Source organism: Microbacterium sp. 8M (genome assembly GCF_902506375.1).
Lineage (GTDB): Bacteria > Actinomycetota > Actinomycetes > Actinomycetales > Microbacteriaceae > Microbacterium.
Map to the genome: position 1 here is coordinate 2,385,434 of NZ_LR733284.1, position 18,125 is coordinate 2,403,558.

Here is an 18,125-nt window from a genome sequence, read left to right on the forward strand (position 1 = left end):
GGCCTGAGCCACGAAGAGCGCGGTGCTCCCGAGGGGGCACCGCGCTCTTCTCATGTGCGGCGTCCGTCCCGTCGCTGCGCTCCTCGCTCAGGGACCGGTGCGCCGTGGTTGCTGCACGAGCGCAGCGCGACGAAGGGCCGCCGCGGCCCGGCGCACGATGGCCTCGTCGGTGACCTCGAAGCCCGGATCCCCGCCGCCCGGTCCGCTCGGAGCGGTGTCGCCGGAGGGCTGCCGCGCGGAGAGGTGGATCGCATCCACGCCGCACGCCAGGAGGGCGGGGACGTCCTCGACGCGCACGCCTCCGCCCGCCATGATCTCGAGCCGCCCTTGCGCCGCCGACACCAGGGCGCTCAGCGTCTCGCGACCGTCGATGCTGCGGGCAGCCGCGCCGCTGCTGAGCACGCGTCGCACCCCGCAGGCCACCAGGTCCTCGACGATCGCCGCGGGCTCGGGGAGCACGTCGATCGCGCGGTGGAACACGAGGTCCGCGTCGCCGGCGGCACGCCGCCACTGGTCGAGGGCGCGCCGGTCGAGCTCACCGGCCGCGGTCAGCGCGCCGACCACCACCGCGCCGACGCCGCGCCGCACGCCGTCCGCGATGTCGGCGGCGACGAGCCCGACCTCCTCCGGGGCGTACACGAATCCCCCGCCGCGCGGCCGCACGAGCACGGCGACGCGCTCCGGAGCGCCGGCCGCGGCGAGCACCGCGTCGATGGTGGCCGCGGAGGGCGTGAGGCCGCCGGTCGCGGCGAGCGCCTGGCAGAGCTCGACCCGGTCCGCGCCCGCGGCGAAGGCGGTGCGCGCGCCGGTGGGGCCGTCGACGGCGATCTCGAGCGCGGGAGCCGTCACGGCGCGACCGTGAGCGTCGCGACCGGCTCCGTGCGGAGCCCCTCGGGGATCCGCACGGTGCACGTGCCGTCGCCGTGCGCCTCGGTGTCGGCCGAGGATCCGTCCGCCCAGCGGGCATCTCCCCCGGCCAGCTCCACGGGCAGGCGCAGTGCACCGGACTGCGGGTCGAGCGCGTGCACGTGCACCCCTGCCGCGGACCGCGTGTAGCGGCGCGGCTCGCCGGTCTCCTCGCCGAAGCGCACCCACGGCCGGGTGCCGCGGATCGTGTCGCCGTTCGTCCGCATCCAGGCGCCGAGTTCGCGCATCGTGCGGCGCTGCAGCTCGGGGATCCGTCCGGCCGCATCGGGGCCGACGTTGATGAGCAGGTTGCCGTTCTTGGAGACCACGTCGACGAGCATACGGATCAGCTCCGGCCCGGACAGGGTCTGCCGCTCGTCCTCGGCCTGGTTGTACCCGAAGGAGTAGCCGAGACCGCGGGTGGACTCCCAGGGCGCGTCGAGGATGCCGGGGATGTGCGTGTACTCGCGGGTGAGGAAGCCGTGAAACGGCACACCCCAGCGGTCGTTGACGACGCCGTCGGGCACCCGGGCGAAATACCGCTGCAGCAGTGCGGCCACGGCGAAATCGTCGCGCCCCTTGCCCCCGTCCGGCCATTCGATGTCGTTCCAGAGCAGATCCGGCGAGAAGCGCTCGACGAGCTCGTCGAGCTGCGCGGCGGCGTACCGGGCGAAATGCCCGTCGTTGCGGCGGTAGCGGAACAGGTCCGTGTCGGACTCGATCGCCGGGAAGTCGCTCGCGTGCCAGTCCAGAGCGCCGGAGAAGTACACCCCGAAGCGCGCTCCGGCCCGCCGGGTCGCATCGTGGAGCTCCGCGATGAGGTCGCGACGCGGGCCGCGCGCGACGGCGTTGAAGCCGGTCGTGCCCGTGCCCCACAGACAGAATCCCTCGTGGTGCTTGGTCGTCGGCACGATGTACTGCGCGCCGGCGCCGACGAGCTCGCCGACGAACGCGTCCGGGTCGAACGCCGAGGCGTCCCACAGGTCTGCGAGGTCCTCGTACGACGTGCCCGGTCCGTAGAGCGCCTGGTGGCGCTCCCACGTGGGGCTGCCGGTGATCCGGACCGTGTTGCCGTACCACTCGGCGTACTGATGCCAGGCGTAGGCATCCTCCGTCGGGATGTTCACGCCTTCACCGTGCTGCACGGCCCACGCCGGCACGGAGTACAGGCCCCAGTGCACGAAGAAGCCGAGCTTCGCGTCGCGGTACCAGTCCGGCACGCCCTGCGTCGGATAGACGGGCGCATCAGCGCCGAGGTCCGGCCCGGTGCGCTTCTCGAAGTTCATCATGCGGGGATCTCCTCTCCGCGACGGCTCACGTGGGCGGTGAGGGCCGGTGCGCCGGTGGTGTCGAACGGGTAGACGCCCGGGGCGAGTCGGTGATGCCCCAGACGGAGCAGATCCTGGTCCACGCCACCGGGGGTGAGCGCGAGCGTCCAGTCGGCCGCGAGGTCGTACAGCTCCGGCTCGAGATAGCCGATCTTCACGATCACGACGTCGGCGGATTCCGGATCCAGGCCGAGCATGCGGAAGTCGTCGAGGTGGTGGAACGGCTTTCGCCGTTCCGTGATGATCGCGTGCACGCTGCCCGCCCGGATCACGACCTGGGTGCCCGCCTCGGGGTCGCCCTCCGTGATCGAGAAGACCTCGCCGGTGAGGGGCACGGGACCGCGCGGGCCCGGATCCACCCGCCCGCCCACCTCGAGGGTCACGGTCGCGCCGACGCCCGCGGCGACGGCCTGCGCCACCGCAGCCGGATCGAAGATCGAGGCGTGCACGACGACCCGGCCCGGCTCGGCGAGATCGGGGCGGGCGAGCAGCTCGCCGAGCGTCCAGGACACGTCGCCCGCGCCGCCCGCGGTGGGGTTGTCGCCCGAGTCCGAGACGACGTACGGGCGCGCGGCGTCCGGAGCGAGCGCCCGGTCGAGCGCTTCCCCGAGCGGCGCCGTCGGTCCGACGAACGCGAAGTCGGCGCGCGCGTCCCAGTACCGGCGCGCGAGGCGCTCGGCCTCGCGCGCGATGAGGGCGCGGTCGTCCCCGGTCACCATCACGATCGCCATGTTGCGCGGCTCATCGGCCCAGGCGTATCCCACCCACACCGCCGCATCCACGACGCCGTCGAGCTCCTCCACCTCTGGCACCGCGGCGTAGATCCCGCGCGCCGGCTCCAGCCGGGTGCTGGTCTTCTCCCCCGGCAGCAGCACGGGCACGGGCACCCACGCCTTGTACGGCCGGCGCCGCAGCGGGTCGGAGCCGTGCGGGCCGCGCAGGCGCGCGAGCAGGTTCCACACCGCGCGCTCCTTGGTGTTCATCCAGTCCTCGTGCGGCGCCATCCGGTAGCAGGTGAGCAGGTCCAGCGCGTCCCGCAGCACCTCGGACACGTTGCCGTGCAGGTCCATCGAGGTGGACATCAGCACATCGTCGCCGAGCTCCGCGCGCACCGCGGCGGCGAGGTCGCCCTCGGCGTCCTGCATCCCCACCACGCTCATGGCGCCGTGGATGTCGAAGAAGAACCCGTCGAACGGCCCGCCCGCCGCGATCTCGGTGCGGATGCCGCGCACGATCGCGTCCTTCATGCGCTGGTACGTGGCGGGCGCCACCGCGCCGCCGGGCAGCGAGCGGCCGTGGTGGATGGGCACCCACTCCGCCGCCTCGCGCAGCTCGCGTCCTGCATCGAGGAAGGGGTAGTAGCCGAGGAGCTCGGCGCCCTCGCGGATCGTGAACGCCTCGTCGCCGGAGATGTGCGGCGAGAACGTGCTGGACTCGATCGAGATCCCCGCGATGCCGATGCGAGGGCGGGCGAGGCCTCCCTCGGCCACGGCGGGCAGCGGCCCCATCCAGACGGTGTCGGCCTCGGGGCGGGGATGCGGCGTGGATGCGGTCATGACGTGAGCGGTTCGTTCCTTGTCGGTGGGCGGGCGGGTCGGACGGGTCAGGCGGTGGCGAGGGCGGGTTCCGCGCATCGAGCCGCGGCCAGGGCGGCGGCTCCGCGGGCGACGGCGTCGACGGCGATCTCCGCGCGCACGATGCGCAGCGGGAACCCCGACACGGGAGCGTCGGTGCGCAGGGTCTCGGCGATCACGGGCTCGAGCAGATCCCAGGCCTCGTGCACGCCGCCGCCGACGACCACCAGGTCGAGATCCAGGAGGGACGCAGCGGTGGAGGCGGCGAGCGTCGTCGCGCGGGCGGCATCGGCGAAGACTGCGAGGGCCGCGCGCTCGCCGGCCCTCGCGCGCTCGGCGATCTCGGGCGCGGACGCTCCGGATCCGGTGGCCTCGCGGTAACGGCGTGCGATCGAGGTGCCGGAGGCGAGCGTCTCCAGGTGACCGGTCTGCCCGCAGGTGCACGCCAGGTCGCCGAACCCGGGCGTGTGCCCGATCTCCCCCGCGGCTCCGTGCACGCCGTGGTGCACCACGCCGCCGAGGGCGATCGCGCCGCCCACGCCGGTGCCCAGCATGATGCCCAGCACGTCGCTCTCGCCGCGGGCCGCGCCCCAGCGCAGTTCGCCGAGAAGGAACGCGTTCACGTCGTTCTCGACCCACACCGGCACGTCCAGGCGCGCGGACAGCTCATCCGCGAGCGGGAATCCGCTCCACCCGGCGAACGTGGCGGATGCGGCCACGACGATTCCGTCGGCCTGGTCGATGACGCCCGCGGCGCCCACGCCCGCTGCGGCGGGCACCAGGTCATGCGTCCGGCACAGCTCGCGCACCAGCCCGGCCGCCGCATCGGCCATCGCAGCGCCGCCGTCGCGGGCCGGCGCCGGCACGACGCCGCGCGCCCGCACGGACCCGGCGTCGTCGACGAGGACGGCGGAGATCTTCGTCCCGCCGATGTCGATCCCGGCGATCACGCGCGCGTCCGCGGCCCGGGACGCGGGCGGCCCGGTCTCCTCAGGAGCGTTCATCGGCCGCCGAGTCCCGCCATCGCGATGCCCTTGACCAGGTGCTTCTGCAGCGCGATCACGAGGATCGTGGTGGGCACCATCGAGATGATCGCCGCCGCCATCTGCAGATCCCAGCGCGTGCCGGTGAGGCCCGAGAACGTCGCGAGACCGACCGGGAGCGTGCCGTGCGCGTTGTAGTCGACGGTCACGATGAGCGGCCACAGGTAGCTGTTCCAGAAGGAGAGGAAGGTGAAGACGCTCAGCACCGCCACCGCGGACTTCGCGAGAGGCAGGATGATCTGCAGGAAGGAGCGCAGCGGCCCCGCGCCGTCCACGCGGGCGGCCTCCTCGAGCTCGTACGGGATCCCGCGGAAGAACTGCCGCATGAGGAATGTGCCGAATGCGGTGAACGCGAACGGGAAGATCAGAGCCTGGTAGGTGTCGACCCAGTTCAGCCACTGCATGACCTGGAACATCGGGATGACGAGCACCTCGGCCGGGACCATGAGCGTCGCGAGGAACAGCACGAACACCGCGTCGCGGCCCTTCCAGCGCAGCCGGCCGAACGCGTACCCCGCGGTGGTGGAGACGATGAGCACCACGAGGGTGCCGGCGATGGCGACGAAGAACGAGTTGCCGATGTAGGTGAGGAACGGGCCGTATGCGAACACATCGACGAAGTTCGACCAGCGGATCTCGGATCCGATGAGCTTCGGCGGCATCGAGAACATCTCGTTGTTCGGCTTGAGGGCAGAGAAGAACGAGTAGACCAGAGGCGATACGAAGATCAGCGCGGCGAGGTAGACGAAGACGTGCGCGATGATCAACCGCGTCCGCTCACCCCCGGACAGCGGTGCCTTCGGGCGCTTCGCACGGTCCTCGGCGGGGACCACCACGGCCTCGGTGGACTCGGCGGTGGCCGCCTGCTGCAGATCAGTGCTCATAGTGCACCCACTTCTTCTGCGCCCCGAACTGCAGCGCGGTGATGATGATGATGAGCGCGAACAGGATCCAGGCCCCTGCGGCCGCGATGCCGAGATCCTGGAACTTGAAGCCCTGGTTGTAGATGAACTGCACCAGGGGCTGCGTGGCGTTGCCCGGTCCTCCCCCGGTGAGCAGCTGCGGCTGCGCGAACACCTGCAGCGACGTGATCATCGTCATGATGGTCGCGAAGAAGATGGACGGCGAGATCATCGGCACCACCACGCTCCACTGCATCCGCAGCCCGGAGGCTCCGTCGATGCGCGCGGCCTCGATCACCGACTCCGGGAGCTGCTCCAGCGCCGCGGAGAAGATCAGCATGTTGTAGCCGAGTCCCTGCCAGACGCTCATGATGATCACCATCGCCATGGCCCAGAACGGGTCGGCGAGGAAGTTCGGCAGCTTCATGCCGAACCAGCCCTGCGCGATGCCGTTGAACAGCCCCTGCGGCTGCAGCATCATCTTCCACACCAGGACGCTCGCGACCATGGGGGTCACGACCGGGATGAAGAACAGCACGCGCAGCGCACCGCGGCCGCGGATCCGGGGTCCGAGCGCCATCGCGAGGATGAGCGAGCACACGATGCTCAGCGGCACGTAGACGATGGTGAACACCGCGGTGTTGCGCATCGCCGGCCAGAAGTCGGGACTGGCGGTGAACAGCTTCACGTAGTTGCCCACGCCGTTGAACGTCTTGTCGCCGAAGGTGGGCCAGTTGTAGAAGCTCATCACGATGGAGAGCACGACCGGCACGACCGTGAAGACGGCGAGGCCGATCAGGGCGGGACTCGCGAATCCGAGCGCCTGACGGCCCTCCGTGCGGCTCAGGGAGCCGCGACGGGGCGAGGAACCGCGACGGCCCTGCGACGCGTGGCGGCGGGATGCGGCGATGGTCACCGTTCCTCCTTCTTCCGGGATGGTGTCCCGGCCCGGCGGACGGATCCGCCGAGCCGGGAGTCGATCACTTGCCGAACTGGTCCTGGGCGTTCTTGAGCACCTCGGACATGGGGGTCTGGCCGTTGTAGACGCTCACCAGCTGCGGCTGGATGTAGCTGCCGACCTTGGACCAGTTGTCGGTCACGTACTGACCCTGCACGTTCGAGAACGCGGCCTTGAAGACCTCCTCGACCTGCGCACGGTACTTCTCGTCGATGGACTGGAAGTACAGCGGCTGGCTCTCGGCGCGGGCCGGGTAGCTGCGCCCGGAGGACGCGATGTAGTCCTGCGAGTCCTTGCTCAGCAGGGAACCGAGCACCTTGAGCGCCGCGTCCTTGTTCTTGCAGGTCTTCGAGATGCCGTAGCCCGAGCCGAGGATGAGGCTGAGCGAGCCGTTGCCGTTGTCGGGCAGCGGGGCCATGCCCGCGGCGAAGCCGGCCTCGTTCTTGAGGTAGCTGACGGCGTTCCACGTACCGTCCACCGCCATCGCGGCGTTGCCGTTCGAGTACTGGTCCTCGCCCCAGCCGCCGTCGGAGGCGCTGGCCACAGGGAGCGCGACCTTCTGCTCGGTGACCAGGCCGGCATACCAGGTGGCGGCGTCGGAGAACTTCTTATCCGTGAGCTGCAGCTTGCCGTCCTTCGTGGCCGGCTGGACGCCCGCCTTGGCGATCGGCAGCGCCTGCCACTGGAAGTCGCCCATGCCGACGGCGAAGCCCTGCTTGCCGTCGCGAGTAGCCGCCTTGGCGGTCTTCTCGAAGTCGTCGAAGGTCCAGCCCGGCTTGGGCTCGGCGGCGCCGGCGGCCTTCAGCTGGTCCGCGTTGTAGTAGACGAGCATCGTGGCCGTGTCGAAGGGCAGGCCGTAGAGCTCGCCCTTGTTCTTGAGGATCTCGGTCGTGCCGGCGGCGAAATCGCCCTCCTTGAGACCGGCGGCCTTCAGGTCGTCCGCGGTGAGCTTCTGGAAGCCGGAGGTGTAGCTGGAGAGCATGCCGCTGTTCATCCCGGTGACGCACGCCATGTTGCCCGAGGCCATGTTGGTGGTGAGCTTCGTGAAGAAGTCGTTCCAGGGGGCGGTGCGCAGCTCGATCTTGAGGTCGGGGTTCTGCTTCTTGGCGACGTCGACCTGCGCCTGCAGCGCCTTGGTGTCGTCGGCGGATCCTGCCCACATGTCGACGACGACGGTCTTGTCATCGCTGCCGGCGCTGCTGCTCGAACCTCCGCAGCCGGTGAGGGCGAGGGCCGCGCCCACCGTGAACGCCGCCACGGGGACCAGGTGAGTCTTCTTCATTGAATGCCTCCTCAGGCACGAACGGAGCGAATCTTCGTTTGAGATCGAACGAAGTGGATCGGGTTACTGCGTTCATCCTGACAGAAGCCCATCGAAATCGCCAGACGAACATCGGATGTTTAGGTTCGATCGTGAGATTCTCGTGATATTTCTGCGACCAGTCACAGTTTCGCACTATGCTCACACTTAGTTCGAGCTTCGAAGGAAGAATCCATGTCCTCCGCCCCACCCAGCGGTACCCCTGGTGATCAGTCCCGGCACATCGTCGACCTCGTCGCCCGCGGCGATTCGCTGTCGCGCTCCGATCTGGCACGCGCGCTGAACCTCGCCCCCTCGACGGTGTCGCTGCGCGTACAGGAGCTCCTGGATGCCGGAATCCTGCAGGAATCCGGGCATGTCGCGTCGAACGGAGGCCGCAGGGCCCGCCGTCTCTCCCTCAGCGCCTCCCGCGGCAGGATCCTGGCGGCCGAGGTCGGCGGAGGGCATGCACGGCTCGGCCTGCTGGACCTGGGCGGCCATCTGCACGAGACACGCTCGATCCCGCTCACCATCGCGGAGGGCCCGGATCCGACGTTGGAACTGCTCGCCGCTGCACTCATGGAGCTCGCCGGCGAAGCAGACATCCGAGGAATCGGCGTGGCCCTTCCCGGGCCCGTGGACGTCGCCACGGGCAGCGTCGAGCAGCCCTCCCGCATGCCCGGATGGCGCGGCTTCCGCGTCGCCGACGCCCTGTCGCGCCGGGTCGGGCTCCCCGTCTTCGTCGACAACGACGCGAACCTGATGGCCCTGGGCGAGCACGACCACAGCCTGGGCCGCAGCGGGCACAGCATCACCGTCAAAGCCGGCACGTCGATCGGCGCCGGCATCGTCGTCGCCGGTGCCGTGCATCGCGGTGCCACCGGCGCCTCCGGGGAGATCACCCACACGCGGCTGGACGGCGTGGCCGACATCCCCTGCTCGTGCGGCAACCGCGGCTGCCTCGACACGATCGCGAGCGGCGCGGCCCTCGTACGGCAGATGCAGGAGCACGGCTACGAGGTCGAGACCACGGCGGATGTGCTCCAGCGCGCCCGCGACAGCGATCCCATCGCGACCACGCTCGTGCGCACGGCGGGCACGCACCTCGGGCAGGTGCTCTCCGGCGTGGTGAACTTCTTCAACCCGGATGCTCTGTTCCTCACCGGCAGCATGAGCACGAGCGAGCCGTTCATCGCCGCGGTGCGCAGCCGCATCTACGAGGCCTGCCACCCGCTCGTGACGCGGACGCTGCGGATCGAGTCGGCGCGCTCCGGCCAGGACGCCGCGCTGTACGGTGCGGCGCGCCTGGTCCGCGACCGGATCGACCCGGCCGCCCGCGACGGCGGCGGCGCGCACACGGCGGCCTGACGGCGGGGAGCCGGACGACGGGGGTCAGACGATCACGCTCCGCGGCCCGGTCCGGGGCGGTCCTGCGGCGAGCGCTCAGACGCCCGGCGCGAGCGTGAGCTCGATCACGGGGATCAGGACGTCCGGGCGCCGCACAGGCAGGTGCACGGTGAGCGTGCCCTCGGCCTCCCCCGCGGGCGTCATGAGGGTCGCCTGCTGCTCGGGGTCGGTCACCGATGTCCTGAGCCACGATCCGTCGTTCAGCAGCCGCGCGTAGGTGACTCGCCCGGCGAGCTCCTCGAGGTGCACGTAGCCGAGCGGCCAGGTGAACAGGTGCAGGTAGAGCCGATCGCCGCGGCGCGTGTAGACGCCCTCGCGCGGCGCCGGGAACGCGGCGTGGCCCGCGCCGACGATCGCGTCACGATGCAGTCGCATCCATTCGCCGATCTCCGCGAGCACCGCCTCGTCGCGCGGCGCGATGCTCCCCCGCCCGTCGGGGCCGACGTTGAGCAGCATGTTCCCGTCCATCGACACGGAGTCCGCGAGCATCTGGGCGAGCAGCAGCGCGGACTTCTGGTCGTGGTTGTCGCGATGGTAGCCCCAGGATCCGTTGATCGTCTGGCACGCCTCCCACACCTGCGGGACGCCGTCCACGACGATCGGGGCGGTCGGCTGGTACTGCTCGGGCGTGACGAAGTCACCCGGGATGCCGAGCCGGTCGTTCACGAGCATCCGCGGCTGCAGTTCACGGCACAGCGCCAGCAGCCCGTGCGCATCCCAGTCGTCGGGTCCCTTGCCGTCCCAGCCGTCCGAGGGCTCCGGGTAGGTGAAGTCGAAGAACAGGTAGTCGATGTCGCCGTACTGCGTGAGCAGCTCGCGCACCTGCCCGTGCAGGTAGGCGCGGTAGCGGCCCATGTCGCGCTCGGCGTTGCGCTCGTGCTCGATGGCATCGCCGCGGCGGGGGTGGTTCCCATCCACCGTGAAGTCGGGGTGGTGCCAGTCGATCAGCGAGTGGTACAGCCCGACGCGCAGTCCCTCGGCGCGCAGCGCGTCGACGTGCTCGCGGACGAGATCCCTGCCGCACGCGGCGACCGAGGTGTAGTCGGTGAGAGCCGAGTCCCACAGGCAGAACCCGTCGTGGTGCTTCGTGGTGAGCACGACGTATCCCATCCCGGTCGCCTTGGCTCGGCGCGCGAGCGCCACGGCGTCGAACAGGTCAGGGTCGAAGTGGTCGAAATAGACCCGGTACTCCTCCGCGGTGAGGCGCTCGTAGTTCTGCACCCACTCGTGCCTCGCGGCGCCGCTGTACAGGCCGAAGTGCACGAACATCCCGAACCGCGCCTCGTCGAACCACTGCTGTCGCATCTGTGCTCGTCCTCCCTGGACGTCGAAACCGTGCCCGCTCAGGCGGACGGATGACCGACCACGCCCTTGCGCAGCAGGGCGTTGCCGTACTTCCGGGTCTCCCCGGTGCGCACCATCAGGTACGCGCTCTTCGCGACGTCGTAATACCCGAAGCGCTCCACGAAGCGGGCGCTCTGCTCGTCGGTGCCGGCCGCGACCATGAGCTCGCGCTGCACGTCGAGCACCTCGCCGTCGGCCGAGGCCATGAGGTCCATGCCCGGTGCGTCGTCGAGCGGCAGCACGGTGCGGATCGCGGTGACGACGTCCGGCGTGGACGTGCCGGGCAGATCGACGACGCGTGTGCCCAGCGCCCAGGCAGGGAAGTGCGCGTCGGCCACCACGACGGCGTCCGAGTGCCCCATCCGGTCGAGGTGCAGCAGCAGCTCCCCGGTGAGCAGGGGGTGGATTCCTTCGAGCATGAGCTCCCCTTCGTTCGTGTTCGGCCGCACCGCCGGCTCAGGCCGGGATGAGTCCCTCGTCCGCGAGCTCCCGCCACAGGTCGGCGGGGATCTCGAGCGCCGCGAGCTCCGCGTTCTGGCGGAGCTGCTCCGGGCGGCTGCCACCGACCACGACCGACTCCACGACCGGCGACTGCAGCGGATACTGGATCGCGGCGGCGGGCAGCGGCACGCCGTGGGCACGGCAGACGTCGGCGATCCGGGTGAGCCGCTGCCAGAGCTCCTCCGGAAGGGCGCCGTATTCGTAGCGCCCATCGCGGCGGGGCTCGCTCTGTGCGAGCAGGCCCGAGTTGAACACCGATGCGGCGACGATCCGGGTACCGCGCTCGGCACATGCGGGGATCACGTCTGCGGCGGCCGGCTGCTCGAGCAGGGTGTACCGCCCGGCGACCATGATCGTGTCGAGGTCGGCGGAGCGGACTGCCGCGGTGAGCGCCTCGGCGGTCATGGATCCGATGCCGATACGGGCGACCTGTCCGTCGGCGCGCAGCGCCTCGAGCGCGGGGAACGCTTCGGCGAGGGCCAGATCCAGGTCGTGCCGCTCCGGGTCGTGCAGGTACAGGATGTCGATGCGCTCGATCCCGAGGCGCTCGCGCGACTCCTCGAGGCTGGCGCGGATCCCAGCCGCGGAGAAGTCCCACACTCGACGGAGGTCGTCGGGCACGAAGAAGTCGTTGGCCGTGTCCAGCCCGCCGGCGACGTGGTCCGGGTTCGGCCGCAGCAGCCGCCCCGCCTTGGTGGAGAGCACGTATTCGTCGCGCGGCTTCGTCTGCAGGAAGGCCCCGAGGCGGCGCTCGGACAGCCCGAGTCCGTAGTGCGGTGCGGTGTCGTAAAGCCGGATCCCGCTCTCCCAGGCGGCGTCGAGCACCGCCCATGCCTCGTCGTCCGTGAGCGGGCGGAAAAGGTTGCCGACGTTGGCGGCGCCGTACCCCAGCGACGGGATATCAGGCCGGTGCACGCCGTCCGTGAGCTCAGACATGCGCGCCCGCTCCCCGGTGCTCCCCGGTCCAGGCGAACTCGGCGCGGCTGGCGGCCTTCATCTCCATGCCGTTGCCCGGCGCCGTGGGGGCCGTATACGCGCCATCCCGGATCTCCGTCGGCGTGACGAAGTGCTCGTGCAGGTGGTCCACGTACTCGATCATGCGCCCCTCGCGGGTGCCCGAGATCGCGATGAAGTCGAACATGGACAGGTGCTGCACCGCCTCGCAGAGGCCCACGCCGCCCGCATGCGGGCAGACCGGCACTCCGAACTTCGCGGCGAGCAGCAGGTTCGCGATGTTCTCGTTGACGCCGGCGACCCGCACGGCGTCGATCTGCATGACCTGGATGGCATCGGCCTGCAGTAGCTGCTTGAAGATCATCCGGTTCTGCGCGTGCTCGCCGGTGGCGACGCGGATCGGAGCGACACCGCGGGCGATCTCGGCATGCCCCAGCACGTCGTCCGGGCTGGTGGGCTCCTCGATCCAGGCCGGATGGAACTCCGCGAGGGCGTTCACCCACGCGATCGCCTCGGACACCTCCCACCGCTGGTTGGCGTCGATCGCGATCGGGAAGTCGGGTCCGCACACCTCGCGGGCCTTCCGGAACCGGCGGATGTCGTCATCGAGGTCCGCGCCCACCTTGAGCTTGATCTGACCGAACCCCTGCGCCATCGCCTCGCGGGCGAGCCGCTCCAGCTTCTCGTCCGAGTAGCCCAGCCATCCGGGACTGGTCGTGTAGCCGGGGTAGCCCGTGGCCAGCAGCTGCGCCTCGCGCTCGCTGCGGCCGGCGACGCCGGCGCGGAGGATGCCGAGCGCGTCCTCACGGGTGAGGACGTTGCTGAGATAGCGGAAATCGACGAGGTCGACGATCTCCTCGGGGCTCATCCGGGACAGCAGCTGCCACAGCGGCAGTCCCGCGCGCTTGGCCTTGAGGTCCCAGAGCGCGTTGATCACGGCGCCGATGGCCATGTGCATCACGCCCTTCTCGGGGCCGAGCCAGCGCAGCTGCGAATCGCCGATGAGCTCGCGGAAGGCGCCGCCCATGTCATCCAGCAGCGGTTCGAGCTCACGGCCCACGAGGTGGCCGGCGAGGGCATCGATCCCCGCGACCTGCACGTCGTTGCCGCGCCCGATCGTGAACACGAAGGCGTGCCCCTCGAGGCCGTCTGCGGCGTCCGTGCGCACGATCACGTAGGCCGCGGAGTAGTCAGGGTCGGGGTTCATCGCGTCGGAGCCGTCGAGGCTGAGCGACGTGGGGAAGCGGATGTCGCTGGTCTCCAGCGCGACGATGCGGCTCACGGTTCTCCTGTTCTGGGCCTGCGTCGGGAAGCGGCCGGCTCGGATGACCGTGCTCCCGACAGTTGGAGTGTAAACATCGGATGTCTATACTGTCAACGCAGGGATCCTTCGCGCACTCTCGGTCGCCTCGGCTCCCGCCCATCCCCCCGAGAAGGCAGGAGAACCATGAAGTTCGCGCGTCTGGGCGACGTCGGATCCGAGATCCCCGTCGTCATGGTCGATGACGTCCACTACGACCTGAGGCCCGTGACCTCCGATGTGAACGGCGACTTCCTCGCCGACGACCCGGTGGGCCGCACCCGTGCCGCGCTCGAGTCGGGATCCCTGCCGGAGCTCGCCGACGCGTCGGCGCGCCGGATCGGATCCCCGATCGCGCGACCGAGCGCCGTGATCTGCGTCGGACAGAACTACGCGGCGCACGCCCGCGAATCCGGGGCGGAGCCGCCGGCGGTGCCGATCCTCTTCCTGAAGACGCCGAACACCGTGGTCGGCCCCGACGACGCCGTGACGATCCCTCGGGGCAGCGAGAAGACGGACTGGGAGGTGGAGCTCGGCGTCGTGATCGGCGCGCGCACCGCCTACCTCGACTCCCCCGGCGACGCAGAGGCGCACATCGCCGGGTACGTCGTCTGCAACGACGTCTCCGAGCGCGCCTTCCAGATGGAGGTGTCGGGCGGGCAGTGGTCCAAGGGCAAGGCGGCGTTCGGATTCAACCCCACGGGTCCGTGGCTGGTCACGCCGGACGAGGTCGACGTGCAGAACCTGCGGCTGCGCAGCTTCGTGAACGGCGAGCCCCGCCAGGACTCGTCGACGAGCGACATGATCTTCTCCGTGGCCGAGATCGTGCACCACATCTCGCAGTACATGACGCTGGAGCCCGGGGACCTCATCCTCACCGGCACCCCGCAGGGTGTGGCGTTCGGCGGGAAGTTCCCCTACCTCCGCGCCGGTGACGTCGTGGAGGTCGACATCGAAGGGCTGGGACGCCAGCGTCAGGAGTTCACGGCATGGGAGGCACAGGCATGACCGTTCAGCAGGCTCAGGCACCGCAGCTCGACGGGCTCGTCGCGATCGTCACGGGCGGCGCATCCGGGATCGGCGCGGCCATCGCCGCGCAGCTCCACGAACAGGGCGCTCAGGTGGCGATCCTGGACCGCGACGTCGCACACGCGGATCCCCGTTTCGCGGCCTTCACTGCGGATGTGTCGGACCGCGCGAGCGTGAACACGGCCGTCGCGGCGATCGCAGAGCGCTTCGGCCGGATCGACATCGTCGTGAACAACGCCGGGATCGGCGCGCAGGGGGACATCGCGGCGAACGACGACGACGAGTGGGCGCGCGTGCTGTCCATCAACGTGACCGGGATCGCCCGGGTGACCAGCGCCGCACTCCCCTGGCTGCGCAAGTCGCCGGCCGCCGCGGTCTGCAACACGGCCTCCATCGCCTCGACCACGGGGCTCCCGCAGCGCGCGCTGTACTCGGCGTCGAAGGGCGCCGTCTCGGCGCTCACCCGCGCGATGGCCGCCGACCACCTCCGGGAGGGGATCCGCGTGAACGCCGTCAACCCCGGCACGGCGGACACCCCCTGGGTGGGCCGACTGCTCGATGCCGCCGCCGACCCCGAGGCCGAGCGCGCCGCGCTGAACGCCCGGCAGCCGCACGGCCGGCTGGTGTCGCCGGATGAGGTCGCCGGCGCAGTGCTGTACCTGGTGAGCCCCGCGTCCGGATCCACGACCGGCACCTTCATCGAGGTCGACGGCGGCATGGCCCAGCTGCGCCTGCGCCCGGAGTGACGCTCTCGTGCTGAGCCGCCTTGGCCCGAGCCGTGCTCAGGCCTGGGCGGCCTGGCGAAGCCAGCGCTCCACGCCGGCGATGTGCGCCGTGGCGAGCGAGGTCGCCAGCGCCGGGTCGTGCTGCGCGATGGCGTCGGCGATCGCGCGGTGCTCCGACAGGGTTCGCTCCACGGCGCCCTGCTCGGTGAGCCCGCGCCACACCCGCGCCCGGATCGTCTGGCTGGACAGGCTGTCGATGAGGCTGGCGAGGTAGCCGTTGCCGGTCATCTGCACGATCTCCCGATGGAAGCGGATGTCGTGGGCGACCAGGTCGTCGATGGAGACGCCGGAGTCGACGCCGGCGATCTCCGCCTGCAGCGCGGCGATGGCCTCATCGCTGCCGTGCGTCGCGGCCAGCCCCGTCGCCTGCGACTCCAGCATCCGACGCACCGCGAACAGCTCGAGCAGGGAGTCGTCGTCGTGCATGTCCACGACGAAGCTGATCGCCTCCAGGAGCAGGTGCGGCTCGAGGCTGGTGACGTAGGTGCCGTCGCCGCGGCGCACGTCGAGCACGCGGATGACCTCGAGCGCCTTCACGGCCTCCCGCATGGAGTTGCGGGACAGCCCGAGCCGCTCGGCGAGCTCCTTCTCCGGAGGAAGGCGGTCCCCCGGCCCGAGTTCGCCCGACACGATCATCGCCTTGATCTTCTCGATCGCCTCGTCGGTCACTGCCATGGCGTCATCATAGGGGTACGGCGTATTCATCGGATGTCTATGCCGCGCCGCGTCCGGAACTGCGAAAGGATGTGAGCATGCGCGTGCTCGATGCCCACCTGCACCTGTGGGATCCGTCCCGGCTCGACTACGACTGGCTCGAGGGCCCGCTCGCGCGCCGCTTCGCCGCCGCGGAGCTGGCGCAGGCGCCGGTCGGCGACGAAGGCGCGGCGGTGTTCGTCCAGGCGGAATGCGTGGAGACGCAGTTCCTCGACGAGGTGCGCTGGGTGGCCGAGACCGCACCCCGCACCGGAGTGATCGGGATCGTGGCCGGGGCGCGACTGGACCGCGGCGAGGACACCGCCGCGCACCTCGCGCGCCTCGCCGAGCTCCCCCTCGTCGTGGGGGTGCGTCATCTGCTGCAGGGCGAGCCCGACGGCACCGCGATGAGCCCGGCCTTCCTCGCCGGGGCCGCGGCCGTCGCGGCGCACGGGCTCCGCTTCGACGCCTGCGTGCGCGCGCACCAGCTCCCGGACGTGGTGGCCCTCGCCGCGGCCGTACCCGAGCTCCCGGTCGTGCTGGACCACCTCGGCAAGCCTGCCGTCGGCACCGCCGCGGATCCGCGAAGGCCCGACGCCGCCTGGCTGCGGGACATCCGTGCGCTCGCCGCGCACCCTCAGGTCTCGGTGAAGCTGTCCGGGCTGCCCGCCGAGGCGGGCGGGCACTGGGATCGCGATCAGATAGCGCCGTTCCTCGACGCCGTCGCCGAGGCGTTCGGCGCGGAGCGGCTGCTCTGGGGCAGCGACTGGCCCGTGTCCTCGGTCGCCGACGACGGCTTTCGCGCCGACGCCCGAGCAGCGTGGGCGCGGGCGGTCGCGGACTGGGCGGAGCGGCGCGGTGCGGATCTCGACGCGGTGTTCTGGGGCAACGCGGCGCGGTTCTACGGCCTGCACTGAACGGGCTTGCATCGAACTTGCACGGAACGGGGCGCGGCCGGCCGAACGTCATCGAGTTGGCGGATTAGGCATGCCTTACCTATATTGGAGTCGCGACCCGCCCCCTCCTCGAAGGATCTTCCTGTGAACCGTTCGCTCCGCCTCCTCTCCGCCGCTGCGGCCGCCTCCGCCGTCGCGCTCGCTCTCACCGCGTGCAGCGGCTCCTCGACTCCCGCCGCGAGCTCCTCCAGCGGCGGCGACCTCGCTGGGCAGACCATCACGGTCTACAACGCCCAGCACGAGGAGCTCACGAAGTCGTGGATCGACGCCTTCACGAAGTCGACCGGTATCAAGGTCCAGGTCCGCAACGGCGACGACACCGAGATGTCGCAGCAGCTCATCCAGGAGGGCGACCGCTCCCCCGCCGACGTGTTCCTCACCGAGAACTCCCCCGCGATGTCGGCCGTCGAGAAGGCCGGCCTGTTCACCTCGCCCGGTGAAGAGGCGCTGAAGAACGTGCCCGCCGAGTACCGCCCCTCCTCGGGCAAGTGGGTGGGCATCGCCGCACGCTCCACCGTGTTCGCGTACAACACCGCGAAGCTCACCGAGGCGCAGCTGCCCAAGTCGCTCATGGACCTCGCCGATCCGTCGTGGAAGGGCCGCTGGGCCGCGTCGCCCTCGGGCGCCGACTTCCAGGCCATCGTCTCTGCACTCGTGCAGCTCAAGGGCGCCGACGCCGCCGAGGCCTGGCTGCAGGCGATGAAGACGAACTCGGTCGCCTACAAGGGCAACTCCACCGCGATGAAGGCCGTGAACGCCGGCGAGGTCGACGGCGCGGTCATCTACCACTACTACTGGTTCGGCGACCAGGCCTCCACCGGCGAGAACTCGAAGAACGTGCAGCTGCACTACTTCAAGAACCAGGATCCCGGCGCCTTCGTGTCCATCTCCGGCGGCGGCGTGCTGAAGTCCAGCAAGCACGAGGCGGCCGCGCAGAAGTTCCTCGCGTTCGTCACGGGCGCCGAGGGGCAGAAGATCCTGCAGACCGGCACGTCCTTCGAGTACCCGGTCGGATCCGGTGTCGCCGCGAACCCGAAGCTGGTGCCGCTCGAGGACCTGCAGGCGCCCACGATCGATCCGGCTACCCTGAACTCCAAGCAGGTCACCGACCTGATGACCAAGGCCGGCCTCCTCTAAGGGACGGA

At 70.6% G+C, this 18,125-nt stretch carries 17 protein-coding genes; 5 read left to right on the plus strand and 12 right to left on the minus strand.

Annotated features, from left to right (window positions below):
• Positions 1-87: 87 nt before the first annotated feature.
• The 7 genes from AERO9AM_RS11435 to AERO9AM_RS11465 all read right to left on the minus strand — a co-directional run bounded on the left by AERO9AM_RS11435 (position 88) and on the right by AERO9AM_RS11465 (position 7,993).
• The gene (locus AERO9AM_RS11435) at positions 88-849 is read right to left on the minus strand and encodes a copper homeostasis protein CutC (protein ID WP_159576246.1); all 762 of its coding nucleotides are present in this window, start codon (positions 847-849) and stop codon (positions 88-90) included.
• Positions 846-2,195, minus strand: a complete 1,350-nt coding sequence (locus AERO9AM_RS11440) for an alpha-L-fucosidase (RefSeq protein WP_159576247.1) — start codon at positions 2,193-2,195, stop codon at positions 846-848. Before AERO9AM_RS11440 ends, AERO9AM_RS11435 begins: the two co-directional genes overlap by 4 nt.
• Positions 2,192-3,742 (minus strand): M81 family metallopeptidase, encoded by a 1,551-nt coding sequence (locus tag AERO9AM_RS11445; protein ID WP_328821166.1) that lies wholly within the window; start codon positions 3,740-3,742, stop codon positions 2,192-2,194. Before AERO9AM_RS11445 ends, AERO9AM_RS11440 begins: the two co-directional genes overlap by 4 nt.
• A 95-nt stretch (positions 3,743-3,837) precedes the next feature.
• Positions 3,838-4,812 (minus strand): ROK family protein, encoded by a 975-nt coding sequence (locus AERO9AM_RS11450; RefSeq protein WP_201298624.1) that lies wholly within the window; start codon positions 4,810-4,812, stop codon positions 3,838-3,840.
• A complete protein-coding gene (locus AERO9AM_RS11455) occupies positions 4,809-5,735 on the minus strand; it encodes a carbohydrate ABC transporter permease (protein WP_236602593.1) in 927 nt (308 codons plus the stop codon). The genes AERO9AM_RS11450 and AERO9AM_RS11455 overlap by 4 nt, the downstream gene beginning before the upstream one ends.
• Complete coding sequence (locus AERO9AM_RS11460; protein WP_236602594.1) at positions 5,725-6,669, minus strand: carbohydrate ABC transporter permease; 945 nt, start codon at positions 6,667-6,669, stop codon at positions 5,725-5,727. Before AERO9AM_RS11460 ends, AERO9AM_RS11455 begins: the two co-directional genes overlap by 11 nt.
• Positions 6,670-6,733: 64 nt before the next feature.
• Positions 6,734-7,993: an ABC transporter substrate-binding protein gene (locus AERO9AM_RS11465; RefSeq protein ID WP_159576249.1), complete on the minus strand. Its 1,260-nt coding sequence runs from the start codon at positions 7,991-7,993 to the stop codon at positions 6,734-6,736.
• Between the two features lie 213 nt (positions 7,994-8,206).
• Between AERO9AM_RS11465 and AERO9AM_RS11470 the strand changes: the two genes are divergently transcribed.
• A complete protein-coding gene (locus tag AERO9AM_RS11470) occupies positions 8,207-9,379 on the plus strand; it encodes an ROK family transcriptional regulator (protein ID WP_159576250.1) in 1,173 nt (390 codons plus the stop codon).
• A 75-nt stretch (positions 9,380-9,454) separates the two neighbouring features.
• Here the strand turns inward: AERO9AM_RS11470 and AERO9AM_RS11475 are convergent, their stop codons facing one another.
• The 4 genes from AERO9AM_RS11475 to AERO9AM_RS11490 are packed head-to-tail and all read right to left on the minus strand — an operon-like array spanning position 9,455 to position 13,499.
• On the minus strand, positions 9,455-10,723 hold the full coding sequence (locus AERO9AM_RS11475) for an alpha-L-fucosidase (protein ID WP_159576251.1): 1,269 nt from the start codon (positions 10,721-10,723) through the stop codon (positions 9,455-9,457).
• A gap of 38 nt (positions 10,724-10,761) precedes the next feature.
• Positions 10,762-11,181 carry an RbsD/FucU family protein gene (locus AERO9AM_RS11480; protein WP_159576252.1) on the minus strand — a complete coding sequence of 140 codons (420 nt, stop codon included), beginning with the start codon at positions 11,179-11,181 and terminating at the stop codon, positions 10,762-10,764.
• 37 nt (positions 11,182-11,218) lie between these two features.
• Positions 11,219-12,199: an aldo/keto reductase gene (locus AERO9AM_RS11485; RefSeq protein ID WP_159576253.1), complete on the minus strand. Its 981-nt coding sequence runs from the start codon at positions 12,197-12,199 to the stop codon at positions 11,219-11,221.
• Entirely contained in the window at positions 12,192-13,499 is a 1,308-nt protein-coding gene (locus tag AERO9AM_RS11490) for an L-fuconate dehydratase (protein ID WP_159576254.1), read from the minus strand. Before AERO9AM_RS11490 ends, AERO9AM_RS11485 begins: the two co-directional genes overlap by 8 nt.
• 165 nt (positions 13,500-13,664) lie before the next feature.
• Between AERO9AM_RS11490 and AERO9AM_RS11495 the strand changes: the two genes are divergently transcribed.
• Positions 13,665-14,525, plus strand: a complete 861-nt coding sequence (locus tag AERO9AM_RS11495) for a fumarylacetoacetate hydrolase family protein (protein ID WP_159576255.1) — start codon at positions 13,665-13,667, stop codon at positions 14,523-14,525.
• The gene (locus AERO9AM_RS11500; RefSeq protein ID WP_159576256.1) at positions 14,522-15,292 is read left to right on the plus strand and encodes an SDR family NAD(P)-dependent oxidoreductase; all 771 of its coding nucleotides are present in this window, start codon (positions 14,522-14,524) and stop codon (positions 15,290-15,292) included. Before AERO9AM_RS11495 ends, AERO9AM_RS11500 begins: the two co-directional genes overlap by 4 nt.
• Before the next feature lie 36 nt (positions 15,293-15,328).
• On the opposite strand, the gene AERO9AM_RS11505 is transcribed toward AERO9AM_RS11500, so the two are convergent.
• A complete protein-coding gene (locus tag AERO9AM_RS11505; protein ID WP_159576257.1) occupies positions 15,329-16,006 on the minus strand; it encodes a FadR/GntR family transcriptional regulator in 678 nt (225 codons plus the stop codon).
• Between the two features lie 77 nt (positions 16,007-16,083).
• Between AERO9AM_RS11505 and AERO9AM_RS11510 the strand changes: the two genes are divergently transcribed.
• On the plus strand, positions 16,084-16,941 hold the full coding sequence (locus AERO9AM_RS11510) for an amidohydrolase family protein (RefSeq protein WP_159576258.1): 858 nt from the start codon (positions 16,084-16,086) through the stop codon (positions 16,939-16,941).
• Positions 16,942-17,064: 123 nt separating this feature from the next.
• Complete coding sequence (locus AERO9AM_RS11515) at positions 17,065-18,117, plus strand: iron ABC transporter substrate-binding protein (protein ID WP_159576259.1); 1,053 nt, start codon at positions 17,065-17,067, stop codon at positions 18,115-18,117.
• The last annotated feature ends 8 nt before the right edge of the window (positions 18,118-18,125 follow it).